At 60.8% G+C, this 25,885-nt stretch carries 21 protein-coding genes; 9 read left to right on the top strand and 12 right to left on the bottom strand.

The window, feature by feature from the left end:
* Positions 1 to 61 precede the first annotated feature (61 nt).
* The 4 genes from ACOSV0_RS10445 to mgrA all read left to right on the top strand — a co-directional run bounded on the left by ACOSV0_RS10445 (position 62) and on the right by mgrA (position 4,976).
* The gene (locus tag ACOSV0_RS10445) at positions 62 to 967 is read left to right on the top strand and encodes a carbohydrate ABC transporter permease (RefSeq protein WP_434106091.1); all 906 of its coding nucleotides are present in this window, start codon (positions 62 to 64) and stop codon (positions 965 to 967) included.
* 18 nt (positions 968 to 985) lie between these two features.
* Positions 986 to 1,837: a carbohydrate ABC transporter permease gene (locus ACOSV0_RS10440; protein ID WP_434106090.1), complete on the top strand. Its 852-nt coding sequence runs from the start codon at positions 986 to 988 to the stop codon at positions 1,835 to 1,837.
* A gap of 37 nt (positions 1,838 to 1,874) precedes the next feature.
* A complete protein-coding gene (locus ACOSV0_RS10435) occupies positions 1,875 to 3,869 on the top strand; it encodes a beta-galactosidase (RefSeq protein WP_434106089.1) in 1,995 nt (664 codons plus the stop codon).
* Positions 3,870 to 3,932: 63 nt separating this feature from the next.
* Positions 3,933 to 4,976: an L-glyceraldehyde 3-phosphate reductase gene (gene mgrA, locus ACOSV0_RS10430; RefSeq protein ID WP_434106088.1), complete on the top strand. Its 1,044-nt coding sequence runs from the start codon at positions 3,933 to 3,935 to the stop codon at positions 4,974 to 4,976.
* 83 nt (positions 4,977 to 5,059) lie between these two features.
* Here mgrA and ACOSV0_RS10425 read toward each other — a convergent pair whose 3' ends face one another.
* On the bottom strand, positions 5,060 to 6,250 hold the full coding sequence (locus ACOSV0_RS10425; protein WP_434106087.1) for a CaiB/BaiF CoA transferase family protein: 1,191 nt from the start codon (positions 6,248 to 6,250) through the stop codon (positions 5,060 to 5,062).
* Positions 6,251 to 6,403: 153 nt separating this feature from the next.
* The gene (locus tag ACOSV0_RS10420) at positions 6,404 to 7,249 is read right to left on the bottom strand and encodes an enoyl-CoA hydratase/isomerase family protein (protein ID WP_434106086.1); all 846 of its coding nucleotides are present in this window, start codon (positions 7,247 to 7,249) and stop codon (positions 6,404 to 6,406) included.
* 473 nt (positions 7,250 to 7,722) lie between these two features.
* On the opposite strand from ACOSV0_RS10420, the gene ACOSV0_RS10415 reads away from it, so the two are divergent.
* From ACOSV0_RS10415 to cysC, 4 genes are all read left to right on the top strand, one after another.
* Positions 7,723 to 8,721: an amidohydrolase family protein gene (locus ACOSV0_RS10415; protein ID WP_434106085.1), complete on the top strand. Its 999-nt coding sequence runs from the start codon at positions 7,723 to 7,725 to the stop codon at positions 8,719 to 8,721.
* A 130-nt stretch (positions 8,722 to 8,851) separates the two neighbouring features.
* Positions 8,852 to 10,207: an MFS transporter gene (locus ACOSV0_RS10410; protein WP_434106084.1), complete on the top strand. Its 1,356-nt coding sequence runs from the start codon at positions 8,852 to 8,854 to the stop codon at positions 10,205 to 10,207.
* A 972-nt stretch (positions 10,208 to 11,179) separates the two neighbouring features.
* Positions 11,180 to 13,378, top strand: coding sequence for a LamG-like jellyroll fold domain-containing protein (locus ACOSV0_RS10405; RefSeq protein ID WP_434110241.1), 2,199 nt, complete (start codon positions 11,180 to 11,182; stop codon positions 13,376 to 13,378).
* A gap of 172 nt (positions 13,379 to 13,550) precedes the next feature.
* A complete protein-coding gene (cysC, locus tag ACOSV0_RS10400) occupies positions 13,551 to 14,189 on the top strand; it encodes an adenylyl-sulfate kinase (RefSeq protein ID WP_434106082.1) in 639 nt (212 codons plus the stop codon).
* A gap of 137 nt (positions 14,190 to 14,326) precedes the next feature.
* On the opposite strand, the gene ACOSV0_RS10395 is transcribed toward cysC, so the two are convergent.
* A complete protein-coding gene (locus tag ACOSV0_RS10395; protein ID WP_434106081.1) occupies positions 14,327 to 15,382 on the bottom strand; it encodes an aldo/keto reductase in 1,056 nt (351 codons plus the stop codon).
* Positions 15,383 to 15,594: 212 nt separating this feature from the next.
* On the opposite strand from ACOSV0_RS10395, the gene ACOSV0_RS10390 reads away from it, so the two are divergent.
* Positions 15,595 to 16,509, top strand: a complete 915-nt coding sequence (locus tag ACOSV0_RS10390) for a LysR family transcriptional regulator (RefSeq protein ID WP_434106080.1) — start codon at positions 15,595 to 15,597, stop codon at positions 16,507 to 16,509.
* Positions 16,510 to 16,775: 266 nt separating this feature from the next.
* On the opposite strand, the gene ACOSV0_RS10385 is transcribed toward ACOSV0_RS10390, so the two are convergent.
* The 9 genes from ACOSV0_RS10385 to ACOSV0_RS10345 are packed head-to-tail and all read right to left on the bottom strand — an operon-like array spanning position 16,776 to position 25,884.
* The gene (locus ACOSV0_RS10385) at positions 16,776 to 17,528 is read right to left on the bottom strand and encodes an SDR family NAD(P)-dependent oxidoreductase (RefSeq protein WP_434106078.1); all 753 of its coding nucleotides are present in this window, start codon (positions 17,526 to 17,528) and stop codon (positions 16,776 to 16,778) included.
* A 38-nt stretch (positions 17,529 to 17,566) separates the two neighbouring features.
* Complete coding sequence (locus tag ACOSV0_RS10380) at positions 17,567 to 18,700, bottom strand: FAD-dependent oxidoreductase (protein WP_434106077.1); 1,134 nt, start codon at positions 18,698 to 18,700, stop codon at positions 17,567 to 17,569.
* A gap of 34 nt (positions 18,701 to 18,734) precedes the next feature.
* A complete protein-coding gene (locus ACOSV0_RS10375) occupies positions 18,735 to 19,898 on the bottom strand; it encodes an alpha/beta hydrolase family protein (protein WP_434106076.1) in 1,164 nt (387 codons plus the stop codon).
* Between the two features lie 19 nt (positions 19,899 to 19,917).
* Positions 19,918 to 20,271, bottom strand: a complete 354-nt coding sequence (locus tag ACOSV0_RS10370) for a Rieske (2Fe-2S) protein (RefSeq protein ID WP_434106075.1) — start codon at positions 20,269 to 20,271, stop codon at positions 19,918 to 19,920.
* 12 nt (positions 20,272 to 20,283) lie between these two features.
* Positions 20,284 to 21,216, bottom strand: a complete 933-nt coding sequence (locus tag ACOSV0_RS10365) for a VOC family protein (RefSeq protein WP_434106074.1) — start codon at positions 21,214 to 21,216, stop codon at positions 20,284 to 20,286.
* 50 nt (positions 21,217 to 21,266) lie between these two features.
* Positions 21,267 to 22,211, bottom strand: a complete 945-nt coding sequence (locus ACOSV0_RS10360) for an NAD-dependent epimerase/dehydratase family protein (protein ID WP_434106072.1) — start codon at positions 22,209 to 22,211, stop codon at positions 21,267 to 21,269.
* On the bottom strand, positions 22,208 to 24,067 hold the full coding sequence (locus tag ACOSV0_RS10355; RefSeq protein WP_434106071.1) for a phytoene desaturase family protein: 1,860 nt from the start codon (positions 24,065 to 24,067) through the stop codon (positions 22,208 to 22,210). The genes ACOSV0_RS10360 and ACOSV0_RS10355 overlap by 4 nt, the downstream gene beginning before the upstream one ends.
* A complete protein-coding gene (locus ACOSV0_RS10350) occupies positions 24,064 to 25,053 on the bottom strand; it encodes a fumarylacetoacetate hydrolase family protein (RefSeq protein WP_434106070.1) in 990 nt (329 codons plus the stop codon). Before ACOSV0_RS10350 ends, ACOSV0_RS10355 begins: the two co-directional genes overlap by 4 nt.
* Positions 25,054 to 25,113: 60 nt before the next feature.
* Positions 25,114 to 25,884, bottom strand: coding sequence for an SDR family NAD(P)-dependent oxidoreductase (locus ACOSV0_RS10345; protein WP_434106069.1), 771 nt, complete (start codon positions 25,882 to 25,884; stop codon positions 25,114 to 25,116).
* Position 25,885 lies beyond the last annotated feature (1 nt).

The following is a 25,885-nucleotide window of genomic DNA, read 5'->3' as shown; positions in this document are numbered from 1 at the left end:
AGCGTCGGCGATGTTTATTTCGACGACCGACGCTTGCCTTCGATCCCTGAAGAGGCCCACCATGTCTTATTCCGCAGCGCGCCGCCTCCCGGCGGCCAAGTCCCGGCACGTCTCTACGACGCGCCGCCATCAGCATCGCGCGGCGCTTTTCTTCCTGTTGCCGGGTTGTGCGTTGTTTTGCCTGTGCGTGATCTATCCGATCATCAGCAGCATTTCGCTCAGCTTTTACAACTGGGACGGCATGACACCGAAGACGTTCGCGGGCTTCGATAACTACATCGAACTGTTTCATGCGGACACCTTCTATACGGCGCTCAAGAACAACCTGATCTGGCTCGCGCTGTTCCTGCTGGCGCCGCCGCTCGGGCTGCTGTTCGCGTTGTATCTGAACCAGCATATCCGTGGCATGCGGGTCGTGAAGTCGCTGTTTTTCGCGCCGTTCGTGCTGTCGGGCGTGGTGGTCGGCCTCGTGTTCAGCTGGTTTTACGATCCTGGCTTCGGCTTGTTGCGGCTGATAGTCGGCCACGGCATTCCCGTGCTCGGCGATCCGCAGACCGCCACCTTCGGCATTATTTTCGCCGCGCTGTGGCCACAGACACCGTTCTGCATGGTGCTGTATCTCACCGGCCTGACGGGCATCAATCCGGAAGTAGTCGAGGCGGCGCGCATGGAAGGCGCAAAGGGCGTGCGTCTGCTCTGGCACGTGATTCTTCCGCAACTGCGGCCCGCCACGTTCATGGCCGTGGTGCTCACCGTGATCGGCGCGTTGCGCAGCTTCGACCTGATCGCGGTGATGAGCGGCGGCGGTCCCTTCGATAGTTCCACCGTGCTGGCCTATTACATGTACGACCAGGCGATCAAGTATTACCGCGAAGGCTATTCCGCGGCGATCGCCGTCGTGCTGTTTGCCATCATGCTCGTCTACATCGTGTTCCATCTGCGCCGCATGCTGCGCGAAGAACGCTGATTTCCAGGAGTCACGCTCATGTATCCGCTTCCCGTCGAACGCTGGAAACCGTTCAATCGTGCGCTGTACAAGGCGTCTTTGCCGCTCGCGCTGCTGATCTGGCTGCTGCCGATGCTGGCCGTGCTCGTCACGTCGATCCGCTCGTCGGATGAATTGTCGCGAGGCGATTACTGGGGCTGGCCCAGGCATTTCGCGTTAATCGAAAACTATGGCACGGCGCTCACGCAAACGCCGATGCTTCATTACTTCGCCAATAGCGTGCTGATTACGGTGCCATCCGTGATCGGCGCGATCGTGCTCGCGTCGATGGCGGGCTTTGCGTTGGCAACCTACCGGTTCCCGGGCAATACCGCTGTGCTGTTTGCGTTTGTAGCCGGCAACTTCGTACCGATCCAGATTCTGATGATCCCGGTGCGCGACATGGCGCTGAAAGTGGGTCTCTTCAATAGCGTATGGGCGCTGGTGATTTTTCATGTGTCGTTTCAGACCGGCTTTTGCACGCTGTTTCTGCGCAATTTCATCAAGCAGTTGCCGTTCGAGATGATCGAGGCGGCACGCGTGGAAGGCGCGAGCGAATGGACGATCTACTTACGCATCGTGCTGCCGCTGATCCGGCCCGCGCTCGCCGCGCTCGGCATTCTCGTATTCACGTTTGTCTGGAACGACTACTTCTGGGCGCTGTGTCTTACGCAAGGCGATGATGCCGCGCCGATCACCGTGGGCGTCGCCGCGCTTAAAGGCCAATGGACGACAGCGTGGAATCTCGTCGCCGCCGGTTCGGTGCTTGCCGCCTTGCCCTCCGTGCTGATGTTCTTCCTGATGCAGAAGCATTTCGTCGCCGGCCTGACTTTCGGTGCAAGCAAGGGTTGATCGCCTGCTTGCCGCCATTTACTAAAGAGAACTTCTCATGCAACTTGGTGTTTGCTACTACCCCGAACAATGGCCGCGTGCAATGTGGGCCGACGATGCAAAGCGTATGGCCGAGCTCGGCATTACGCATGTGCGGATCGCGGAATTTGCGTGGAGCCGGATGGAGCCGCGCGCCGGTGAATTCGAGTGGGGCTGGCTCGACGAAGCCGTCGAGACGCTAGCCGCTGCGGGACTGAAACTCGTGCTGGGCACACCGACCGCGTCGCCGCCGAAATGGCTGATCGATGCGTATCCAGATGTGTTGCCGGTGCGTGCAGATGGCACGCGCTGGAATTTCGGCTCGCGTCGCCACTACGATATTTCCAGCGAGATATATCGACGTGAGTGCGTGCGTATCGTCACCGCAATGGCCGAGCGCTATGGGCCGCATCCGTCTATCGTCGCGTGGCAGACCGATAACGAACTCGGTTGTCACGATACCGTGCCCAGCTATTCGAGCGCCGCGCTGACGCGTTTTCAGGCGTGGTTGCAGTATCGCTACGAGAGCGTCGATGCGTTGAACGAGGCGTGGGGCAACGTGTTCTGGAGCATGGAGTATCCCGCGTTCGAGGCGATCGGCCTGCCGAACCTGACGCCCACGGACGCCAATCCGATCCATCTGCTCGACTTCCGCCGCTTCATGTCGGACGAGGTGGCGAGCTTCCATCGTGAGCAGATCGACGTGCTGCGTGAGCATGCGCCCAAGGCGGATTTGCTGCATAACTTCATGGGCTTTTTCACGACCTTCGATCACTACCGCTTTGCCGAAGACAATGCGCTCGACGTGGCGGCGTGGGACAGCTACCCGATCGCGCGCACTGAATCGATCGCGCTGCCGGAAGAGCAGAAGGCGCGTTACGCACGCACCGCGCATCCCGACGTCTCCGCGTTCGATCACGACCGCTATCGCGCGATCGGCGGCGGACGTTTCTGGGTGATGGAGCAACAGGCGGGACCGGTGAACTGGGCGTCGTGGAATCCGGTGCCGGCGAAAGGCATGGTGAGGCTGTGGGCTTATGAGGCATTCGCGCATGGCGCGGAACTGGTGTCGTACTTCCGCTGGCGTCAATGTCCGTATGCGCAGGAGCAGATGCATTCCGGCCTGAATCTGCCGAACAACGAGTTGTCGCCAGGCGGCCTCGAAGTGCAGCAGGCGGCGCGCGAGATTGCTTCGTCGAGAGCGTTGTCAGGACTTGGTGCGCCGTCGCGCGCGGCCGTAGCGATCGTATTCGACTACGAGACGCAATGGATGTTCGAGATTCAGCGCCATGGCAAGACCTTCGATTATCAGACGCTGGTGTTCGACTACTACGAGGCGTTGCGCGAACTCGGTCTTGACGTCGACATCGTGTCGAGTAAGGCGGATTTGTCGGCTTATAGGCTGGTTGTGGTGCCGAGCATTGCGGTGATCGATGACGCATTGGTCGATCAGATCGAAAGGAGTTCGGCGCAATGGGTCTTCGGTCCGCGGAGCGGTTCGAAGACCACGACCTTTGCCATTCCTTCGAGCCTGCCACCCGGCGCATTGCAACGCGTTCTGCCGATGCAGGTGCTCGAAGTCGAAACGCTGCGTCCGACGCTCGCACCCGCCGTTTCTGTCAATGACACGCAAGGTATTGCGATGCATTGGCGCGAGCACGTCCGTGCGAATGGCGAGACGAAAGTCGATGCGCAATTCGACGATTCATGGCCGGCGGTTCTCACTCACGGAAGCGTTCGTTATGTGGCGGCCTGGTTGTCGCACGGATTGCATCGCGAGGTTTTGCTGCAGGCGGCGAAGGATGCGGGCATCGAGACGCAACGGCTCGCTGACGGTTTGCGCATTCGTCGGCGCGGCGATCTGACCTTCGCATTCAACTTCGGTCCGGAGCAGGTGCAGGCGCCTGCGCCGGCCAATGCGACTTTCGTGCTCGGACAACTGAAGCTTGAAACCGGCGATGTCTGCGCGTGGAAGACGGTAGAAACCAGCACATTGAAATCGCTTTCGTTATGACCCCCTTCGATCAAACATAGAATCTAACGCCGCCTCGCGGCACGCGATACAAGGAAACTAGCAATGACTTACGAAGCAGCTTCAGAACGCTATTCGGACATGCAATACCGCGTCTGCGGCAAGTCGGGTCTCAAACTGCCGGCGCTGTCGCTAGGCTTGTGGCACAACTTCGGCGATACCACGCCGATTTCCACGCAGCGCGATATCCTGCGCACGGCCTTCGACCTGGGCATCACGCACTTCGACCTTGCCAACAACTACGGCCCCCCGTACGGCAGCGCTGAAACCAATTTCGGCCGGCTCTTCAAAGACGATTTCAAGCCGTATCGCGACGAGCTGCTGATCTCGTCGAAAGCGGGTTGGGACATGTGGCCGGGTCCGTACGGGCAGGGCGGCGGTTCGCGTAAGTACGTGCTGGCGAGTCTCGATCAGAGCCTGCAGCGTATGGGTCTCGACTACGTCGACATTTTCTATTCGCATCGCTTCGATGCCGATACGCCGCTTGAGGAAACCGCCGGTGCATTGGCAACCGCCGTGCAGCAGGGCAAGGCGCTGTACATTGGTATTTCGTCATACTCGCCAACCAAGACGCTCGAAATGGCCGGGCTGCTTGCCGAGTACAAGGTGCCGCTGCTGATTCATCAGCCGGCGTACAACATGCTCGACCGCTGGATCGAACACGAACTGCTGGACACGCTCGAGAAAGTCGGCGCGGGCACCATTGCGTTCACGCCGCTCGCGCAGGGCCTGCTCACCGGCAAGTATCTGAACGGCGTGCCGGAAGACGCGCGCGTCAACAAGCCGGGTGGCGGTTCGTTGAAGCAGGAGCATCTGAGCCCGCAAAACATCGAGCACGTGCGCAAGCTCAGCGAAATCGCGCAACGCCGCGGACAAAGCCTCGCGCAGATGGCGCTCGCCTGGGCGCTGCGCGATCCGCGCGTCACGTCGGTGCTGATCGGCGCAAGCCGCGCGGAACAGGTGCGTGAGAACGTCGGTGCATTGAAGAATCTCGCGTTCTCGAAGGAAGAGCTGGCGGAGATCGATCGCTACGCAACCGAAGGCGGCATCATACTGCCGGAAAAGCCGTCGACCGATCGGGTAGTCTGAATACGGGGTGAGCGTCGCTGAATCACCGCCTGCCGACTCTCACAAGCTGTACGCGAGGGGGTGTCGCAATCGATCTCGCCAGCTTAAACGATGCCGCGCTCGTGAAACCGGCGAACGCTTTCGGCGTCGTACCCGAGTTCGGCGAGAATGGTATCCGTGTGTTCGCCGAGCACGGGAGGCGCGATGACCTGAGGTGACGGCGTGTCGCTCAAGGTCACGGGATAGCCGACCATGTCGATGCGCCCATGTTTGGGGTGGTCCGCAAAGATCTGCATGCCGGCTTCCCGTACCTGAGGGTCGTCAAGCGCTTCGTTAACCTGATGGATCGGCGCAGCCGGCACATCCGCGGCGGCGAATCGTTCCAGCCAGTAGGCACGGTCCTGCGCGGCGAGCAACGGCTTGAGCTCAGCGTGGATTGTCTTCCAGTGCTGACGCCGCGCGCCATGCGTCTTGTAGCGCGCGTCTGCGGCGAGATCGGTCCGATCGAGTGCCGTCACGAAACCTTGCCAGAACTTATCGGGGGAGGACAGATGAACCACGAGCGGTAACCCGTCGCGGCAAACAAAGGCATAGACCTGCGACGCCTGCGGTCGTGAATAGGCATTGGGGACGTGCCCCGTTTTGAAGAACACCGCATAAGCTTCGTGCATGAACCCCATCGTCGCCTGCAGTAAACTGGTATCGATGCGTTGGCCGAGATGCGTGGTAGCGCGTGCGTTGAGTGCCGCGAGAACCCCATAGGCGGCGAACAGGCCAGTCAGCGTATCGGAGAACGTGGGGCCGACGGGTTGCGGATCCTCGCGATCGACGAGCAGGCTTAGAAGTCCGCTTAATCCCTGGCCAACGGCGTCATAGCATGCTCGCCCCGCGTAGCGTCCTGTGGTGCCGACGCCGGTGATGGCACAGTAGACCAGTTTTGGATTGCGGGACTTGAGCATGTCGTAGTCGATGCCGAGTTTGGCGGCGCCGCCAGGGCGGAAATTCTCTATCAGCACGTCCGCGCCGTCGATGAGACTGAACAGGATGTCCCGGCTTTCTGGCGCACGCAGATCGAGCGTCAGGCTGCGTTTATTGCGGTTGAACGCAACGAACGGGGCACCGTAGCCATCCGATTCGACGCTCCAGCCCCGAAACGGATCGCCTCCGTTGGTATCCTCGATCTTGATAACGTCAGCCCCGAGATCGCCAAGCAATTGTCCACAAAATGGTCCGGTAACGAAGCGGGCGATTTCGATGACTTTGATCCCTTTGAGAGGACCTGCGGAATTAGTCATGCCAATTGCTCTTCAATGTGTTGGGTGTGTCACAAGGGGATTCGAGACGCGGCCGCCTCAGGCGGCCGGTCTGGCGAAAATCATCGATCGGATGTCTCGACGTGTCGTGCAAGGGGACGTTTCGACCTGCACAGGATGCGACCCCTTCTTGAACTAGGCGTCCTGGATGACGTCTGGTCTTTGGTAATTCGTGTTTGTACCTCCTTTCTGAGAGCTTAGATACTCCTCCAGATTGGCGGTCGGATCAACGGACAGACGCTGACGCCAGCCGATGAGGCGGTCGACATCGAGCGCCTGGGAGAGCGGCAACTCGCGGCCCAATTGGACGGCAAGTTTCGCGTTCTCCAGCGGGGCTGAGTGTCGCGATGAGAGTTCGGCGGCAATGTCGTTGGTCGTTGTTTCCAATGAAGACTCAGCGACCGACAACGAGACGAGACCCAACGTATCGGCTTCCGTTCCTGAGAGGTTGCGCCCCAGCAACTGGATGAACACGGCTTTCTTGACCGGGATCTGGGCGTGCAACAACGTGCTGGTGGCGATCTGGCCGAAGCTGCCGCGAACCAGTTCGGGCATGCCGATTTGTGCGGTATCGGCAGCAATCACGAGGTCGTGCACGTTCATGAGCGCGAATGCCCCGCCCAGACAGTAGCCGTGCACCTGCGCAATCATGATGCGAGGAAAGTCGCGCAGTGCCTTGGTGAGTGCGATCGTGGGTCCCGGGCGATCCCAGTCGGCAACCCGGCCATTCGCCACACCGCGGAGGTAGTGCAGGTCCAGCCCCGAACTGAAGGAAGAGCCGGCGCCTTTGGTAATGACAATCTTGAGATCGCGATCCGCCCTGATAATTTCGAGCGATTCAAAAAATGCATCAACAAGAGTGGGGTTCAGGCAATTTCGCTTTTCCGGCCGATTCAGCACAATTCGGGCTACCCCGGCATCGTGCATCCGTTCAAGCTTAAGCTCCGGCCATTCTTTGAGTGTCGTCCACGTGGTTGTCATTGTCATCTCCATGAGTTGTCGTTTCGATTGATCGGACTTTGTCGACGTCGATCGTATTCTGGGCGGAGCACTGTAGCCATGGGCGCAGAACCTATGGGGTAATAGGCACGACGCTATGACCAACACATCGACCGTCGGAATACGAACACCACACATAGCGCAACAGCTATGAACCCATAGCGCCTTGGCCAATTGTCGGGGCGCGAAAGGACACGCTACATTGCGCTGACCCGCGTTGTTCCAGACCGTTTCGTTGCCACCACCAGCAGTGCAATTGCGCACGCCGGGCTGGATACAGGAAATTTCAAATGGTCGACTTGAACGCCAATCCTCGCGCCCTCACACATCCTGATCATGGCGACATACACGAAGCGTAGCCACGGGGCGAGGGCAAACAGACGCGCTGTGTTTAGTGGCAAATTCATCCGCTCTGAAGCAGCCCGCGACACGAACAAACATAAAGGAGACTGATCATGCGCATTCTCGATTCCCATTTTCACTGGTGGCCGCGGTCGACCTTCGATGAGCTCTGCAAGCGGAAAGGCTATCCGAGAGCCGAAAGTAACGGCAAAGGCGGCTATACCTACTGGCGCCAGGAGGGAGGCGCGGCCCGCTTCAATCTCGGCGCCGAGTGGTTCGATCTGGACAAGCAGTTGGCGTACATGGACACCCTGGAACACGACGTCGACGTGATCTGCTCCATTGGACCATTCTCGCTGCATTTTTCGGATCTGCCCGTCGACGAGGGGCGTGCTGCAGCAATGTCGTGGAACGAGGAAATGGCGGCCGCCCAGCGCCGCTATCCCGGACGGCTTTGGGCCAGTGCGGCAGTACCCTTGCGCGATACCGATGTTGCCATCGAAGTGGTCGATCATGCGATCGGCACGCTTGGTCTGATTGGCGTTAATCTGCCGGGCACTGTCGGCTCGCTCGACCGGATCGACGCCGAGCGGCTCGAACCGTTCTATGCCCATGTCGAAAAGCTTGGCGTCCCGATTTTCCTGCATCCGACCGACTCGATCTTTCCTGACATTCTCGACGGATACAACGGAGCGCTGTATCTGAGTCTGGGGCGTGTAGTTGATATCTCCGTGTCGGCTTGCAGACTCGTGCTCTCCGGGATCATGGAACGTCATCCCGGTCTGAAGATCATCATGTCGCATACGGGAGGCGCATTGCCTTATCAGGCCGGTCGCATGGATAAAAATGCCAAGGCTGCCGGCTTGCCGCTGCCGCCAAGTACCTACATCAAGCGCATGTACACCGATACAGTCTCGCCGCACGAATTGGGCATGCGTTTTGCGGTTGAATTTTATGGCGCCGACCATGTGATGTATGGCAGCGACTACCCGTGTTGGAGTCCGGCGACGGCTTTGGAGTTATTCGAGCAAGTGGGGCTGTCCAGCGAAGACCAGCAGAAGATCTTCTACGGAAACGCGCGGCACCTCTTCGGCTTGCCCGACACCGACTAGGGGGACGTCTGTGCGACCTGCGTGGACGAGACGGCGGCGCCATGCAGGTTGGCCGGGTGTGAAAAGCCCGGTGACCGTCCCCGGCAATGCGCCATTCGTAATTGCAAAAAACAGACAGGAGACAATTCAAATGCCCGGAGAGTATTCGGTCGATGTCGAACAGTTGATCGACCAGCACAAGCTCAGTCCGTTCCAGATTTTTGTGGCTGTCTTGTGTGCGTGTGCGCTCCTGGTGGACGGCTTCGATACGATGGCGATCGGTTATGTCGCGCCGGCACTCATCAAGGCATGGGGCATCAACCGCGCGGCCATGACGCCCGCTTTCGCAGCTGGCCAGATTGGCCTGATGATTGGCTCGCTGGTCGTCGGCCCGCTGGCGGACCGGATTGGACGTCGTCCAGTCATGATTCTCTGCAGCGTTACGTTCGGTGTGCTCTCGTTACTGACAATGTCTGTATCGTCCGTCCCGGAACTGGTCGCTGTCCGGTTTCTGACCGGTCTAGGGTTGGGAGGTGCGATGCCAAACGCGTTGGCGCTCACGAGCGAATATGTGCCGTCGCGGATCCGTATCACGGCGACGATGGTCATGTTTTGCGGTTTCTCGATAGGAGCCGCGCTGGGTGGACTAGTCGTGGCCAAGTTGATAGCGGTGCATGGTTGGCAAGTGGTTTTCCTGATTGGCGGCATCCTTCCACTGGCGTTCGCAGTCGTGCTGACATTTTTTCTGCCCGAATCACTGCGCTACCTGGCGGTGACCGGCAAGCATCCGAAACGCCTCGCGAAGCACGTGAACCGTATTGCCCCGGATGCCGATTCGACACGCGGCGATGCTATCTACGTTGTGGCCGAGAAAATCGTGAAGGGATCGGTTGTACGCGAGTTATTCGCTGGCGGCCGGAAGAGGATTACATTGCTGTTGTGGGCCATCACGTTCATGAATCTGCTCGATCTGAATTTGCTGTCGAGCTGGTTGCCGACGATGTTGCGGGATGGCGGGCTGCATATCGAGATGGCCGCGTTGATCACAATCGGATACCAGGTGGGAGGAACCGTCGGGACGCTGACGCTGGGCCGCTTTGTCGATCGCTTTCCGCCGTTTCTGGTACTGATCATGACGTATGTGATCGCATTCCTGAGCATTTTTTTCGTCGGACTTGTTAGCGGAAATAGTTTGCTGCTCGGTGTACTCGTTTTCGCCGCCGGCTTTTGCGTGATCGGCGGTACGGGGGCATGCGATGCGCTGGTGGCGACCTGCTATCCGACGGGGATTCGGGTGACGGGACTCGGCTGGGCGATTGGGGTTGGGAGAATCGGCGCCATTCTGGGACCCACCATCGGTGGCATCGCGCTTGGCATGGATTGGTCTACTGCAAGTTTTTTCGCAATGGGCGCGCTGCCGATGCTCGGGGCCGCAGCGGCCGCTGGTACGATTCACATGACGCGGCGCAAGGCCGCTGTCAGGGAAGCCACTGTGCTGGGTTCGTGAGCGTCATGCCGCGGTCTAATACGGATTGTGTCAATACAACGCGCTGAATTGTTGTTCGATGTTTGACGGACGGCCCGCTCATAGCGTCAAAAACAGCATGACGCTATTCAGAATCTCTTGACGTCCCTCAGTCACCCTATCGAGTACAACAATACGCTCAGCCGGAAATGCCAATGTCAGCCCGTCGGGTGACTAACGACGGCTGTCGGAGCCCGACAGGTGCAATGGAGCAATCTCGATCTCTTCAACAGGCGCCTTACGCTGCTGACAAGCCGACCTGACAACAGCCCTGGCACGCGTCGCCGCGCATAACGATGCCCACACTATGAGATTTTCAGTTTTACTATAATTAAATCCTTATTTTCATATAGGGATTTCCTTATTTTTATTGAAGAATAATTTTGAATGTTAATCTCTTTTAATAAATTATCTTCATCTAATAAAATAACTACTTTTTGCCCTTCAGCCTGCCCGAAAGTGGCCGTATACCTTGAGGAAGCAGGGACCATCAGCATGTTTCACGATCGCGGCTGAACCAAACGCGTGGCACAGGCGCACCGTGATCCCCACGGCATCTGGGTTGTCATGCAGCGTAATTGGTGACATAGGAATGTGTGGTATCGCCGATACAAATTTCGTTCCGCATTTTTAGTCATCGTTGGTCGAAATTAATCAGGCTGCCACGACGCGCGTTAAGTCTTCAATTGCATCCATTGAGGTGCAGCGGGGAAAGAGGCCGCGATGATGTTGTTTGCCGGTGGGTATCGATGGCGTACATCGCGCCCGCGAAGGCAAACGTTTGCCAACTATCGACGGCACCCGGAATGGTTTCATGAATCAACTGCCGGGACCGTCTCATCAGGAGTGAAGAAGCGCATGACGGGATCGAAATCAGACAAGATCGATGCACGACGAGAACACGTGAATTCGGGCGCTCCTGAAATACAGTCTGGACAATCCGACGCGTTTGCGATGCAGGCGCAAATTGCTGAAGGCATTTCGCGTCGCACATTTCTATACAGCCTCGGCGCATTGGCCCTATCCGCCTGCGGCGGCGGAGGAGGAGGAACATCGTCGGCTCAGGCGTCCCAGTCATCGCAATCGGTGGCCACATCGCGCGCTGCGGTGCAGAGCAGTTCGTCGTCAAGCGCGTTTGTGCATCCAGGTTTGCTGCATACCCAGGCCGACTTCGATCGGATGAGCCAGAAGGTTGCGGCGCAGGCGTCTCCCTGGATCGATAGCTGGAACATCCTGATCTTGAACAGTCACGCAAGCCTGTCGTGGACACCTAACCCGCAGGCGGTTGTCTATCGGGGTGATGACGGGGTTCATACGCAGAACTACGGCTCGCTGTTCAATGACATCGCTGCGGCTTACGCGTGCGCATTGCGCTGGAAAGTCACGGGCAACACAGCTTATGCCGACAAAGCGGTGCAGATCATGAACGCCTGGTCGTCCAGGTTGACCGGGTTGGGCGGCGATTCGAACGTCGATCTCGCGGCAGGCATCTACGGCTATGAATTCGCTAATGCCGGTGAAATCATGCGCACCTATTCAGGTTGGGCAGCCGCCGACTTCGCCAGCTTCCAGAACATGATGCTTAGCTACTTCTATCCGATCAACCACGATTTCATCAATCGGCACAACAACACCGAAGTGACTCACTATTGGGCCAACTGGGATCTGTGCAACGTGGCATCGATCATGGCTATCGGTGTGTTGTGCGACGACCAGTCGCTGTTCGACGAGGCTGTCACATACTTCAGGAGCGGCGCGGGCAACGGCGCGATCCTGCAGGCCGTCTACTATGTCCATCCGGGCTATCTGGGTCAATGGCAGGAGTCGGGACGTGACCAGGGACATGCCACACTCGGCATTGCACTGGGGGGAGCGATCTGCGAAATGGCCTGGAATCAGGGTGTCGATCTGTACGGTTACGATAACAACCGGTTCCTCATGGGGGCGGAATACGTTGCGAAAAGCAACCTGATCGAGTCGGGTACGACCTTTTACACCGTGCCCTACATTCGCTACAACAATGTAGACAACGTGAACCAGACCGTGTTTTCGACTTCGGCTCAAGGTACGGCGCGCCCTTGCTGGGCGCTGGTTTACAACCACTACGTCAACCGTAAGGGATTGGCCGCACCTTATACGCAGAAGTTCGCGACACTGGTTCAGCCCGAAGGTGGTGGAGGCAACTATGGACCGAACAGCGGCGGCTACGACCAACTGGGCTACGGGACGTTGACCTGCACGCTGGACGCGATCGGAAGCGGTGTGGCGCCGAGCGCGCTCGGCGCGATTGCGAGCGCGGGGCAGGTCATCCTGTCGTGGTGGGGCACGGCGTACGCGACGAGCTATAACGTCAAGCGCGGCGCGGCGTCTGGCGGACCCTACACGGTCATCGCGAATGGTGTTACCGATCTGCTCAGCTATACGGACAGCGGTCTTGCGGCCGGGACCTATTACTACGTCGTGACCGCGGTGACACCGTCCGGTGAAACGGCTGCGTCAAACGAGGCCGTTGTGACCACTACGGTGCAACTGCAGACTTACCTGACATTCGACGAAAGCAGTGGCACCAGTGCGGCGGATTCGAGCGGAAACGGACATTCCGGCACGCTGGTTGGCGGTGCGAGCAGGGCGGTTGGCAAGAAGGGCAATGCCGTGTCGCTCGACGGCAGCACGGGTTATGTCAGCCTGCCGGACAACATCGTGGCCGACGTGTCGGACTTTACGATCGCGGTGTGGGTGTATTGGAACGCGGCGAAGACCTGGGAGCGTGTATTTGACTTCGGTTCCGGCACCGGTCGCTACATGATGCTGACCCCGCGCGCCAATAGCGGGGTCGCACGCTTTGCCATCACGCTCAACGGTGGCGCGGGCGAGCAGGACATCAACGGCACTGTCGCCCTGCCGACCGGGCAGTGGGTGCACTTCGCGGTGACGTTGTCGGGCAGCGTCGGTACGCTGTACCTGAATGGCGGGGAGATCGGCTCGAACACGGCGATGTCGTTTGCGCCGTTCCGTCTGGAAAGCACGAGTCAGAACTGGATTGGCCGATCGCAGTTCTCAGGCGATCCGCACTTCAACGGATTGATCGACGAGTTCCGCATCTACCGTAACGCGCTCAGTGCGGAACAGATTGCGGCATTGATTTCAGCATAGCTACAGACCGGCCGGATGTCGACGCCCTCTGAACGTGTCGGCATCCGCGCACCATTCCCGAACACATACAGAATTGATTTTCATATTGCGATTGCGGGTCCACGCATAACGCGAGGCCGCGGAAGCTGGTAACAATTTGGGCATCGTTCCTGACAATCAAGGATTTTTCGTAATGGGACATTCCCAGGACTTCCTGCAGCGATTCAGCGGGACAATCACGAGTCGTGACAGGGCGATAATGTTTCGTCAAAAACCAGTCACAATCTGGTTGACAGGTTTATCCGGGGCGGGAAAATCGACCATCGCTTTCGAACTCGAACGGCAACTGGTGTCGTCAGGCCACGCGTGCTATGTCCTCGACGGTGACAACATCCGCCATGGATTGACATGTGATCTCGGCTTCGGCCACGTTGACCGGCGCGAGAATATCCGCAGGGTCGCACACGTAGCCCAATTGATGAACGACGCCGGCCTGATCGTCATTGCGGCGTTGATTTCGCCCTTGCGCGAAGATCGAGAAGCGGCGCGCAAGATCATTGAGCAGGACAAATTTGTCGAGACCTATGTTTGTGCATCCGTCGACACGTGCGAGCGTCGCGATCCAAAAGGTCTGTATGCCAAGGCGCGTTCCGGGGAAATTGCTTCGTTTACGGGCGTGTCGGCACCCTATGAATCGCCGCGAAATCCCGATCTGCGAGTGGACACTGGGACATCGACCGTGGACGAATGCGTATCGGGCATTCTCGATTACTTGCGCAATACGAGTCTTGTGGATTCCCGATGGCCTGATGGTGTTCGGTCGAGAAAGTAAGATCGCGTGACGACGAATGCAAATTAACGGCGGCACAAACCGATAACGTCATGATGTCTCCGCCATGCGCGGTTGCCGGGGAACCAGTGCGAATCTGGCGGACGCGCGCCAAACGGAACGGCGCCCACCGGACCAGCTCATGCCGTCAGATGTGGCCCAAGCAGCGACAGGTCGGCACCGCCGAGGCGGTCGCTCGCGGTCTGCAACTGATGCCAGTATGGGTAAAGCAGAGGAGGTGCGCTGACCGTGTCCAGCCTTGCGCGCTGATCTGCGCTCAGGGTGAGGTTCGCCGCGCCGAGGTTGTCCTGCAACTGCGCCTCGTTGCGTCCGCCGATGATGATCGAGGTGACGGCGGGTCGCGCCAGTGTCCACGCCAGCGTGACCTGTGCAGCGGACACCTTGTGCTCCTCGGCAATCTCAACAAGCGTGTCGACGATCGACCACAGACGTCCTTCGTCGCGAATCGGCGGCTCAGTCCAGCCGGCTAACTGGCGCGTGCCTTCCGGTGAGGCATTGCGGCGATGCTTGCCGGACAGCAGGCCGCCTGCAAGCGGACTCCAGACCAGAATGCCGAGCCCCTGGTCGAGCGCGATTGGCGCGAGTTCGTATTCGGCTTCGCGCGCTTCGAGCGTGTAGTGGATCTGCTGGCTGATGAAACGCGGCAGACGGTCACGTTCGCTTACATGCAGCGCCTTCATCAAGTGCCAGCCCGAGTAGTTCGAACAGCCGACATACCGGATTTTTCCGTGCCGCACGAGCAGGTCGAGTGCTTCGAGCGTTTCCTCGAGCGGCGTCAGCCCGTCCCACTGATGGACCTGATATAGATCAATTACGTCGGTTTTGAGCCGCCGCAGGCTCGCCTCGCAGGCCTGGATCAAATGGTGCCGCGACAGGCCGCGATCGTTCGGACCGTTGCCCATAGGGAAGCGGGCCTTCGTTGCGATCAGCACACCGCCCTTGCGTTTGCCGCCAAGTGCCTCGCCGACGATTTCTTCGGACGCGCCGTCCGAATAGACGTCCGCTGTATCGATCAGATTGACGCCCGCGTCGATGCACATGTCGATCTGCCGACGTGCCTCGTCAAGGCCGACCTCGCCGACCTTCGCGAATTTCCCCTTACCGCCCATTGTCATGGTGCCCAGCGTGATGGTCGATACTTTGAGGCCGGAGCGGCCGAGTTGACGATATTCCAAGGTGAAACCCTCCAGTTATGGGGACAGTATCTTGAGCGTTTGGACGGCACCAGGCCGGATCCACCGGGGTGGGTCGTGCCATGTGGGTTTTTGCAACAAATGCATCAATGCCCTCGACAATAAAGTAGTTTCACTTATCGTTCCAACAGAAATATGTGATTAAATTATGCGTAACTAGTGATGAATATAATGGTGTCTTTAACGAGGGACAAGTGGACCTGAAACAACTTGAGCATTTCGTGGCGGTCGCCGAAGAACGGCATTTCACGCGCGCGTCGCGACGCCTCAATCTCGTTCAGTCGGGGCTGTCGGCGTCGATTCGTTCGCTGGAGGAGGACCTTGGCGGGCCGTTGTTCATTCGCAGCACGCGGCGTGTCGACCTGACTCCGGCCGGCGAAGTGCTGTTCGGCGAAGCGCGACGTGTGCTCGCAGCCGCGCGCGACGCGCGCCATGCCGTGACGCAGGTTCATGGGCTTGCGCGGGGCCGGCTCAGCATCGGTGCGATCCACAGTCTCGCGCCGTTCGTCGATCTGCCGGCTTCATTGGCGCTATTCCGGGCCGCATTCAGCGGGATCGATATCCAACTGACGCTCGACGGCTCGCGCGCGCTGCTTGATCAGGTACGCGAAGGGCGCCTCGATCTCGCGTTCACGCAGCCGCCAGATGCGCTGTCCGACGATCTCGCCTTGCGGATGTTCGCGTGCGAAGGGATGGTCGTCGCTTGCGCGACGCGTCATCGACTTGCAGGCGCGAGTGAACTCACGCTGTCTGATCTCGGCGAAGAAACGTTCGCCGATCTGCGTCCGGACTGGAGCGTGCGGCGGCTTGTCGATCGCAGTTTTGCGGCGGCGGGGCTGCAGCGCTCAATCGCCTTCGAGGTCAACGATATACCGATGTTGCTCGAACTGGTAGCGGAGGGCCTGGCGATCGCGATGGTGCCAGAATCTGTCGCCGCAGAACGCGTTCGCGACACGCGGGGCACGCCGATCGCGACGGCAACATTTCGCGAAACGGAGGAACCTTGCTGGGAGCTTGCGGCAGTCTTCAAAGGCAGCGCCAGCGAACCGGTCGCACCGATCGCGCGAGCCTTCCTTGATCTGCTCGGGTTGCCGGACGCGGCGGTCTGATGGAGCCGCCGTTGCTGCACCGGCTGCGGCAGAAGTTGGTTAAGTTCCGCACGACGCAGTATGCTCACAGACTTGCAGCCGACCACCGGTTATCGAACAACCCTCAACGACTACGGAAGGGCGCTAGGGGACTGGGTTCACCCAGAGAGCTGGTTGGTCATCTCATCTGCTGATGAACGGACAAGAGGTCATTGCCAACACCCGTCACGCGATGGACCGCGATGCGGATGCGATGGTATCCCGCGCAGTGATCCGGAGATCAAGCGTTAGAAACCGAACCCGCCGCCGTCGATGTTCAGCACTTGCCCGGTGACAAACCGTGCATCGTCCGATGCGAGGAACGCCAGCGCGCCGGTCAGGTCGTCAGGCAGCTCGGTGCGTGGAATAAACTGCCGTGCGCGCACGGTATCGAAGGCCTCAGCCGGTAGATTCGTCGCGCTGCCCGCGTGGCGTGTCAGCCCAGGGGAGATCGCATTGACTGTGATGCCATGCGCACCGAGTTCGGCCGCAAGCGCACGCGTCAGTCCAATCACCGCCATCTTGCTGCTGACATAGGCAGACATCCCGGGCGGCGGCCCCCAGACGGTGCTGGACGCCAGATTGACAATGCGCCCCCAGCGCCGCTCAGCCATGCCGATGGAGAACGCCTGTGCGAGCAGGAACGGTGCGTCGACGTTGACGGTCATGATCTGTCGCCACAGGGCGGCGGTGATCGACGCCAGTTGTGCCATCGGCATGAAGGCAGCGTTATTGACGAGCACATCGACCTTGCCGACCTTTTCGAGCACCTGCGCCGCGAAGCGCTCGACGCGGGCTGGATCGGCGAGATCGCAGGCGAGCGTCGTAGCGCGCCCTCCGACGGCGCTGATCTGCGCGGCCAGCGCGTCGCACGGTTCACGGTCGGTCAGAACCAGTTCGTGGCCGCTTGCCGCGAGGCGCAGCGCGAACCTCTCGCCCAGTCCACCGGCGGCGCCAGTGACAATGGCCACGCGGCCGTTGGAGTTGATGGGAGTAGTCATGTCAGTGTGTCTCTTGTCATATCTGAAAGTGTTGCTTGTCAAAGCGGTGCACGTAAAGCCTGCTGAGCCTCGACCATCACACGCGTGTGTTCTTCACGCGAGCCACCTTCCTGCTCGATCTGGCCCATACGGCCCGAAGCGGTAACCACTAGCCGCGCGCGGTCGTAGTGGCGGCCAGCGTAGGCGATCAACGCTCCTTCCAGTGAATGGCGGCGCTGGAGTTCTTCGGCCAGTACGATCGCACCTTCGACGGCGATGCCCGCGCCCGACGCCAGATGTGGCGTGGTCGCGTGCACCGCGTCGCCCAGCAACACGATACGGCCTTTATGCCACGGGGCTGTGATCATGTGACCGGCGAGCGGCCGGTACAGCAGCCCGTGATTTCTCAGCGAACCGTCGAGTAAGCCCGCGCGGAATTCGCCGATCGGTCCACCGAATTCCTCAAGCAACTCGGCGAGCATGCGCGGCCATTGTTCCGGTGCGACGAAGTCAATTCCCTCGCGCTTGTCGAGTACGAATAGATAACACTCCGTCGCGCTGATGGGGTTCATTCCCGCCTTGGTGGTCTTGCCCATGTAAATGGTCGAGTTCTCCCGCAGGCGCGGCACCACCGCGCGCCACGATCCCTGTCCAGTGAACTTCGGGCCCGGGAAGTCCGGGACCACGAGCTTGCGCACGGTCGAGTTGACGCCGTCGGCGCCGATCACCAGATCGTAGCGGCCGTAGTTGCCGTCAGTGAAGAGGACATCGACGCCGTCTTCATCCTGTGTGATGGTTTCGAAGCTCTGGCCGAGGCGAACGTTCGCACCGGCATCGCGGGTGGCGTTGCCGAGGATGTCGGCGAGCACCGTGCGCATGATGCCTGCGGCGCCCGGCAGGTCTTCCGCGCCGACCGCTGGCGCGATGGGTACGGTGACGTTCAGCTGACCGCGCGCGTCGCAGATATCGACGGCTTTCCAGGAGCCACCCCGGCGCAGCACCTCATCGACCACGCCGACCTCGCGCAGGCTACGCAGGGAGGGGCCGCTGATCGTGATACCGGCACCGTCTGGCGCCCATTGCGGATTGACTTCGACGAAATCGACGGTGATGCCTTGCCTGCGCAGCATGATCGCGGCACACATGCCGCCGATGCCGCCGCCGACGATCAGGACTTTCTTGACCAATGCCATAGTATTTCTCTGTATGCGAAGTGGAATCGTCCGGTCAGGCGAGCGAACCGCCGAGCTGCTCGGCAAGCCAGTCGGCAATCTGGTTGCCTGCGTTCAATGGGTTGTCGAGTGAACTGTGTTCGACGCCGCCTTCGCGGGCCGTGAAAATGAACAGATCCCTGTTCGGACAGTTGATGAGCTGTTCATAGGTCTGATGGGCGTACTTCAACGGAATCTGACGGTCGTTCTCGCCGTGGGTGACGAGAAACGGCACGCGAATGCGGTCAAGCACGCCGTTCAGGTGCATGTGCGCCGCCTTCTCGAAGAAGTCGTCCATGTCCCTGGCGCCGAATACCCACTGCACATGTTTCCAGTAGTGCGGTACCGGGTTTTCGCCTTCACGCTTCAGGCGCGCCTGCTGCACTTCGCGCCAGTCGTGGTTCGCGCCCCAGACGGCACCGCACGCGAAGCGCGGCTCGAACGCCACCGCGCGCGGGCAGTAGTAGCCACCCAGCGACACGCCCAGCGCGCCGATACGCGTCGGGTCGACTTCGGCGTGCCGTTCCAGCCAGTCGACGATTGGGCCAGCCCAGACTTCGGTGTTGTGCACAGCGGGCAGGTTGGCAAGGCGCAGTGCCTCGCCGGTGCCGGGCTGGTCGACGAAGAGCGCCGACAGCCCGCGGCGCGCGAACATCGTGCCCATCACGCTCTTCTGCAGCATCTCCTTGGTCGAATCCAGCCCGTTCATCACGACGACGATCGGCGCGCGTTGTCCAGGCTGGAGACCTTCGGCGCGTACGTATAGCGCAGACAGGTGCGTGTCCCGATAAGGAACTTCCACGCGCACGCAGTTTTCGCGACCCAGTTTGCGGCCCTGCTCGAAAAGCGCCAGCGAGCGTTTGTAGATCGCGAGGCGGGCTTCGAAACCATGTGCCTGCATGCGCTCGGCAATGCCGTAATACAAGCCGGCGCGCCCAAGCTTTTCGCCAGCAGACAGGGTGCGGCCGCGGGCCAGATCATCGTCTGCCAGCGCGACCAGTTTCTCCGCGCCACCTTTCCATGCTTCGTAGAAGGCCAGTGTGCCGGGGTCGTCGCCGGCGCGGGCTGTCTCGAGTATCGGCGCGCACATTGCATCCACCTCTCCGATGTTGCCGCCGTGTGTGAGGGCGATCATCGTCGAGAGGCTCCAGACGTAGTTGGTAGGGAAGTACTGGAACATGGTGTAGTCGTGTCAGGTATCAGTCGAAGATCGAAGGCAGCTCGGTGGGAATCCAGACCTTGCCGTTCTCAATGCGTGCCGGCACCTTCGTCAGATGCCGGCCGGCGCACGGACCGGTGAAGCAGTGGCCCGTACGGATGTCGAAATGCGCCGAATGCGCGTAGCAGACGATGTGGTCGCCGTCGCAGGAGAGGAACCGGTCCTGCCGGTACTCCATTGGCCGGTGCTCGTGCGGACAGTCGTTGAGCCAGACGAAGACTTCGTCGCCTTGCCGCACGACGCACAACTGGTCGTCGAGCCCGCGCCGCAGCAAGCCGCGTGAGCCGCCGTCCGGCAGGTCTGAGAGTTCGCACAGCATGCGTTCAGCGGGCATCGTCATCTCGCGTCACTCGCCCGGCGCCCATTTGCCGCGGGCGTCGAACAGGAAGATTTGCGAGTTGTCGGAGCCAGGGTCGCAGGCACGCGGGGTCCAGCTGTCGTCGTGCAGGTCCATGTCGGCATCGAACTCGATCGTCGCGCCGAACGGGCTGTTGAAGTACCAGAAGTAGTTGCTGCCGAGAATGTGACGGCCAGGTCCCCAGAAGCTCTTGTAACCCTTTCTCACGAAGTTCCAGCCGTGTTGCAGCACTTCGCTTGCCGAGCCGAGGTGAAAAGTGAAGTGGTTGCAGCCGATCATGTGATCGTTCTGGCTCTCGATCATGAAGAGCGTATGGTGGTCCTGCGTGCCGGCCGGACGCATGAACGGGCCCAGACGATTGAAGCGGTCGGTGACGACGAAGCCGAGGCGGCGGTAGAACGCTTCGGCCTTCTGCGCGTCTTCGACGAAATAGACCACGTGCGACAGCGTGCGCGGCCTGATCACGGCGCCGGGATCGACAGCGCAGTCATTGGGCGCGCGGCCCGGCGGCTGGCCCGGAACGTTGAAGCCGAGATAGCGCGCCTCGTACTGCCGGCGGCGCGTGACCATGAAGGCGATGCCGAAGCCTGCGTCGTCGATGCAGTGCAGTGTGCCGTCGGTGTCGACGCTGACTTCGCGGTCGCGTTCGAGATTCGCCTTGATCGATGCGAGTGTGGCGGTGTTGTCCACGCCGTACACGGTCTCGCGCAGGCTGGGCGTGGCGGCTCCCGGCGGCAGTGGCGGCAGGCTCGGGTCGCAGGCTGGGCGCATGATGAGACCGGTGCCGTCGAGCGCGGTGAAAATGCCACCCCGTACCGGATCGTAGTCGACTTCGTCGAGGCCGTAGTCGAGCAGATACTGGCGCGCGCCGACCATGTCGTCGATGCCGAAGACGAGAAATTCGAGTCCTACGATGTTCATGAGTGGGTTCCTTGTGATTCCTTGCGATATGTCAGCGTCAGGCAGACAAGTCAGTCGGCCATCGCTCGCGTGATGAGTTGGTCGACGCTGCCGTCGTGGCGCAATCCGAAGCGTTCCGCTTCGGGTGTCAGCAGGGGCGGATAGGTCGCGAAGAGCCGCTCGATGAATGGGTCGGGCACATAGGTCACGAGTGCCTTGCGATCGGTGCCGAAGCGCACGGCGAGTGCATCGACGACTTCGCCGACCGTCAGGCGCAGCACCGGCATCTGGTAACTGCGGCGCGCGTTGAACCGATCGGCATCGACGGTGGCGGCGTGCAGCAGGTTGTCGACGCAGGTAGCCACCGAAATCCACCACGCGACGCCTTCAGGCGAAACCGGCACGGTGAGCGGAACACCCGTGGCCAGTCTCCAGAACAGCAGGCTCATGAACGCGGACATCATGCCGGCGCCGTCGCCCGGCCGCGCGACGACTCCTGGCAGCCGCAGCGAACAGCCCTGCACCCAGCCAAGGCGCGACGCATCCGTGACGAGCGCCTCGCCCATCAGCTTGTGCGCGCCGTAGCTCAACGCGGGCGCGGGCAAGGTCCGTTCGTCGATCGTCGCGGGTAGCTGTTCGCCATACACGGCGACCGTGCTGGCGAAAACAAAACGGGGCGCTCGCGGTTGGCCGCGTAGATCTTCCAGCAAGCCGAGCGTCGCATTGAGGTTGATTGAGCGACCAAGTGCATAGTTCTTCTCCGCGGCACCACCGGGAATGCTCGCAAGGTGGAACACGGCATCGACAGGGGATGCGTAGGCACACGCGCGAACGGCGTCGTCGGCGATGCTGCCCGCCAGCTGTATGACGCGTGAATCGGCGGGCGGGGCGTCGAAGGCGACGTCCATCAGCGTCAGCTTCGAGACACGCTGGCCGCCGAGGCCGCCGGCCAGCAGGCGCTTGACGAGCGCCCGGCCGACGAAGCCCTCTGCCCCGGTCACGACGACATGTATCATCGCGCACCTCCTTTGCGGAACGGCAGCGTGGCGAGGAACGCGAGCCGCGAAGCGCCGAGCATCTTCAGTCCCGCGCGCGCCGAAGAGGCATCGAGGCGTGCTTCCATCGGCATCGTGCCGAAGCTCTTGCCCTTGATCACGAGTTCGTCGCCGACCCGTTCAAGCGATTCCACGTGCATCAGCTCTTCATCGGCGGGGCCGCGCAGTACCATGCCGGTCTTCTTCGCGGCCGCTGCCGTAGCGGGCACGCCCGTGTCTTGCCGTGCGCCTGCCGCAACGCTGCTGAAGTCCATGCCGAGCTGTTCGAACATTCGGATCGCCGTTGCACGGCCCGCGCCGTAGACCCCGCCGCCCGGATGCTGGAACGGGCCGGCGAGGTACAGCCGTTCGACGCTGGGCACGGTGAACTGGCCTAGATCGGGCGTCGGACGGTGTCCCGCGCTCTGATAAAAATACGGTGCTACGCCATGCAGATCGCCGCGCATCATGCTGTTCGGGCTTGAACGTTCGAGATCCACCGGACTGACGATGCTGCGGGCGACGATGTTCTCGCTCGTCAGGTTCGACACGAACTTGCGATAGTGCGCGAGCGACAGATCGCCGATTTCTTCCTTGAATTCGTCCCAGTGCTGACCTGTCCAGCGTTTGTCTTTGACGTGGTACGGCGCGAAAGTGATGCCATGAAACATCCCGGCACCCGTCGGCACGCGGGTCTTGTCACCAATGCTTTCGTCGCCGCCGGCGCACAGGCGCCGTTCGGTGATCAGGCCGCGTTTCAGATCGTCGAAGTCGGCGAGCATTTCGTCGAGGCTGTCGGTAGCCATGAATTCGAGCATCGTCGCGTAACCTACTTCGTCGCCCGCGTAGTAGCGCGCGTTTTCCTTGAGGTCGTAGTGGCTGACCATGATCGAGAAGGGCGCCAGCGTCGCGCGTTCGGCCCGCTGCAAAACAGGTTCGGGCACACCTTCTACGAACTTGCGGATCACGTGCGGGTGGATCGCGCCGATCACCGCGTCTTTTGCGATGATCTGCTCGCCGCTTGCCAATTGCACACCTGTGGCGCGGCCCGCACTGGTCAGGATCTTCGCGACTTCGGCATTGCAGCGCACTTCGCCACCATACGATTCGATGCAGCGCACGAGCGACTCGGTCAGCTTGCCGCTGCCCCCGACAGGCTGCGACACTCCATAGGTGTGGATGATGCCTGGCATTAGCAGCACGCCCATGCCGGTGCCGAGCTCATTGGGTGCCTGCAGGTTCTCGCTCACGAGCCGTAGCAGGTGGATCTTGATCTTGTCGTTCTCATACAGCTGGTTGACGAGGTCCAGGCAGTCCCGGTTCATGTAGTCCAGCATCAGCCGCCCTTCGTCGCTGCGGTCGAGCATTGCGACAAGTTCGCCAAGCGGCGGCGGGGGCGCGTACAGCCCCGGCATGAAGACCTGCAGGATCTGCTGGCTCATCTTCACAAAGTTGCGGTAGGTCTGCGCATCCTTGGGCGAGACCGTTGCGAAGGATTCGCAGGTCTTGTCGATGTCCTTGTATGTGAACAGCACCGACTGGTCGGGGAAGATCGTCGCGTGCGGCACGGGCGAGTAGTGGTAGTTCAGGCCGTGCTTCGAGAGCAGTCCCAGCTCGTCCTGACGCAACATCGGATTGCCCTGAATCATGATGTGTACGCTTGAGTGCTCGTCATGCCAGTAGCCCGGCGTGTTCAGTTCACGCGTGCTGACGCCTCCGCCGGCCCAGGGCTTACGTTCGAGCACTAGCACTTTCTTACCCGCCTTCGCGAGATAGGCTGCGGCGACGAGACCGTTGTGGCCCGCGCCCATCGCCACGATGTCATAGGTCTGGCTCATGCGAGTGCTCCTGCCTGGACGAAACGATGATCGACCGCGCCGAACACGGACCGTCCGTCACGGTCTAGCATCTCGAAACGCAGACGCTCGCCGAAGCGCAGCCACGGGGTGGAAGACGAACCTGTTTCGATCGCTTCGATCGCGCGCTGTTCGGCAAGGCACGCGGATCCAGTGTTCCGGTAGTCGACATTCGAAAAGGTCCCCGAGCCAAGGATCGTGCCCGCGCGCAGGTTACGGTTGTAAGTCATGTATTCGATCAGTTCGTGAAAGCCAAAACTCATTTCGCGGCCATTCGGATGACCGAAGGGTTCGCCGTTGCGATGGACGTTCATGTCGAGATGCACGCGGCCGTCCTGCCACGCATCCCCGAGTTCGTCCGGGGTGACTGCAACGGGCGCGAAGGCGGTGGCCGGTTTCGCGAGAATGAAACCGAAACCCATCCCGAGTTCGCGGAACAGGTGCTTGCGCATGCTGACGTCGTTGAAGAGCACGAGCAGCCGCACGTGCGCGAGAGCCTCTTCGGAGCGAGTGCCGATCGGCGTGTCGCCTAGCACGACACCGACTTCGCCTTCGAAGTCGCAGTTGTCGGCTTCGTCAGGGAACGGGTAATCGTCGTGCGGCCCGGTGAAGTCGTCGCCCTGGCGCTGGATCAGGATCGGTATCGATGCGTCGGACTTTTTCTCGGGGTGGTAGGCCTGGGTCATGATCCGGCCGTGGTTCAGGAACGCTGAAGCATCGACGAACTGATGGGTGCGGGGCAGCGGGGCCGTACATGCGTGAGGATCGAAGCTGAATGTTTCACGCGCGTGTCCGGCGTTCAGCGCGTCATACAGCGCTTGCAACGCAGGCTGGGCGTGCGGCCAGTCGTCCAGAGCGACACGCAGAGTCGGCGCGATGCCGCTCGCGCTGACCGCGTGGTGAAGGTCGCGTGACACGACGATCAGCGTTCCGTCAGGATGTCTGCTTCTGAGCGACGCGAGTTTCATTGTGCCTGTCTCCTTTGTCGACTGGAGTTAGCGCTTTAGCGCTTACTACGGTCTCGTGTGTTATCTGAGTGGGCGGCCGCCGTCGACGGGCAGCACGCATCCGGTGGTAAAGCGCAGGTCACGCACGGCGGTGAGCACTGCGAGCGCGATTTCTTCGGGTTGCGCGAGCCGGCCGAGTGGTGTGCGGCTCGCCTGTTCGTCGCGCCAGGCGACATCCATCGACTTGACGAATTCGGTATCGACGAGACCCGGCGAGACCGACAATACGCGTATCGCAGGCGAGAGCGCACGTGCTAGCGACTTCGTCAGATTGTCGAGCGCGGCTTTCGAGGCGCAATACATCACATTGCTGCCCATCGCGGTTTGCGCGGCGATCGACGAGATGTTGACCACCACGCCGCCGCCAGGCAGGTCGCTGCGTTTGAGCAGACGCGCCAACGCGCGCACCATTGCGAACGGGCCGCGCACGTTGGTGGTGAGCACGTCATCGATCAGCGCGTCGTCGAGACCGTCGAGGTCGTCGTGCGCGACGAAGCGGGTGGTGCCGGCGCAGTTGACCAGCACGTCGCAGCGTCCGTAGCGCGATTCGATGTCGTCGGCGAGCCGGGCGAGCGCCGCGCTGTCGGTGACGGACGCGGCCAGCGCGCAGTGCCCGGTTCCGACCAGTTGTCCGGCGAGCGCGTGGGCCGCGCCGGCCGAGCCGCGATAACCGGCGGCGACGAGAAAGCCCGCCTGTGCAAGCGTGTGGCAGATCTGCGCGCCGAGGCCGCCAGTCGCGCCGGTGACGACGGCGACCGGGCGACTCTCCTGGCTCGTGGCCGTTGAGATCATG

The organism is Paraburkholderia caffeinilytica, assembly GCF_051027425.1.
GTDB lineage: Bacteria > Pseudomonadota > Gammaproteobacteria > Burkholderiales > Burkholderiaceae > Paraburkholderia > Paraburkholderia caffeinilytica_A.
Note: the sequence above shows the minus strand (reverse complement) of the source record. Positions and strands in the feature narration are given on the sequence as shown.

Excerpts from the sequence above, each read along its gene's own strand:
- ACOSV0_RS10345 (WP_434106069.1), bottom strand. The coding sequence starts at position 25,884 with ATGATCTCAACGGCCACGAGCCAGGAGAGTCGCCCGGTCGCCGTCGTC.
- ACOSV0_RS10355 (WP_434106071.1), bottom strand. The coding sequence starts at position 24,067 with ATGAGCCAGACCTATGACATCGTGGCGATGGGCGCGGGCCACAACGGT.
- ACOSV0_RS10405 (WP_434110241.1), top strand. The coding sequence starts at position 11,180 with ATGCAGGCGCAAATTGCTGAAGGCATTTCGCGTCGCACATTTCTATAC.
- ACOSV0_RS10445 (WP_434106091.1), top strand. The coding sequence starts at position 62 with ATGTCTTATTCCGCAGCGCGCCGCCTCCCGGCGGCCAAGTCCCGGCAC.
- ACOSV0_RS10380 (WP_434106077.1), bottom strand. The coding sequence starts at position 18,700 with ATGGCATTGGTCAAGAAAGTCCTGATCGTCGGCGGCGGCATCGGCGGC.
- ACOSV0_RS10375 (WP_434106076.1), bottom strand. The coding sequence starts at position 19,898 with ATGTTCCAGTACTTCCCTACCAACTACGTCTGGAGCCTCTCGACGATG.
- ACOSV0_RS10410 (WP_434106084.1), top strand. The coding sequence starts at position 8,852 with ATGCCCGGAGAGTATTCGGTCGATGTCGAACAGTTGATCGACCAGCAC.
- ACOSV0_RS10385 (WP_434106078.1), bottom strand. The coding sequence starts at position 17,528 with ATGACTACTCCCATCAACTCCAACGGCCGCGTGGCCATTGTCACTGGC.
- ACOSV0_RS10420 (WP_434106086.1), bottom strand. The coding sequence starts at position 7,249 with ATGACAACCACGTGGACGACACTCAAAGAATGGCCGGAGCTTAAGCTT.
- ACOSV0_RS10440 (WP_434106090.1), top strand. The coding sequence starts at position 986 with ATGTATCCGCTTCCCGTCGAACGCTGGAAACCGTTCAATCGTGCGCTG.
- mgrA (WP_434106088.1), top strand. The coding sequence starts at position 3,933 with ATGACTTACGAAGCAGCTTCAGAACGCTATTCGGACATGCAATACCGC.
- ACOSV0_RS10360 (WP_434106072.1), bottom strand. The coding sequence starts at position 22,211 with ATGATACATGTCGTCGTGACCGGGGCAGAGGGCTTCGTCGGCCGGGCG.
- ACOSV0_RS10365 (WP_434106074.1), bottom strand. The coding sequence starts at position 21,216 with ATGAACATCGTAGGACTCGAATTTCTCGTCTTCGGCATCGACGACATG.
- ACOSV0_RS10435 (WP_434106089.1), top strand. The coding sequence starts at position 1,875 with ATGCAACTTGGTGTTTGCTACTACCCCGAACAATGGCCGCGTGCAATG.
- cysC (WP_434106082.1), top strand. The coding sequence starts at position 13,551 with ATGGGACATTCCCAGGACTTCCTGCAGCGATTCAGCGGGACAATCACG.
- ACOSV0_RS10425 (WP_434106087.1), bottom strand. The coding sequence starts at position 6,250 with ATGACTAATTCCGCAGGTCCTCTCAAAGGGATCAAAGTCATCGAAATC.
- ACOSV0_RS10415 (WP_434106085.1), top strand. The coding sequence starts at position 7,723 with ATGCGCATTCTCGATTCCCATTTTCACTGGTGGCCGCGGTCGACCTTC.
- ACOSV0_RS10370 (WP_434106075.1), bottom strand. The coding sequence starts at position 20,271 with ATGCCCGCTGAACGCATGCTGTGCGAACTCTCAGACCTGCCGGACGGC.
- ACOSV0_RS10350 (WP_434106070.1), bottom strand. The coding sequence starts at position 25,053 with ATGAAACTCGCGTCGCTCAGAAGCAGACATCCTGACGGAACGCTGATC.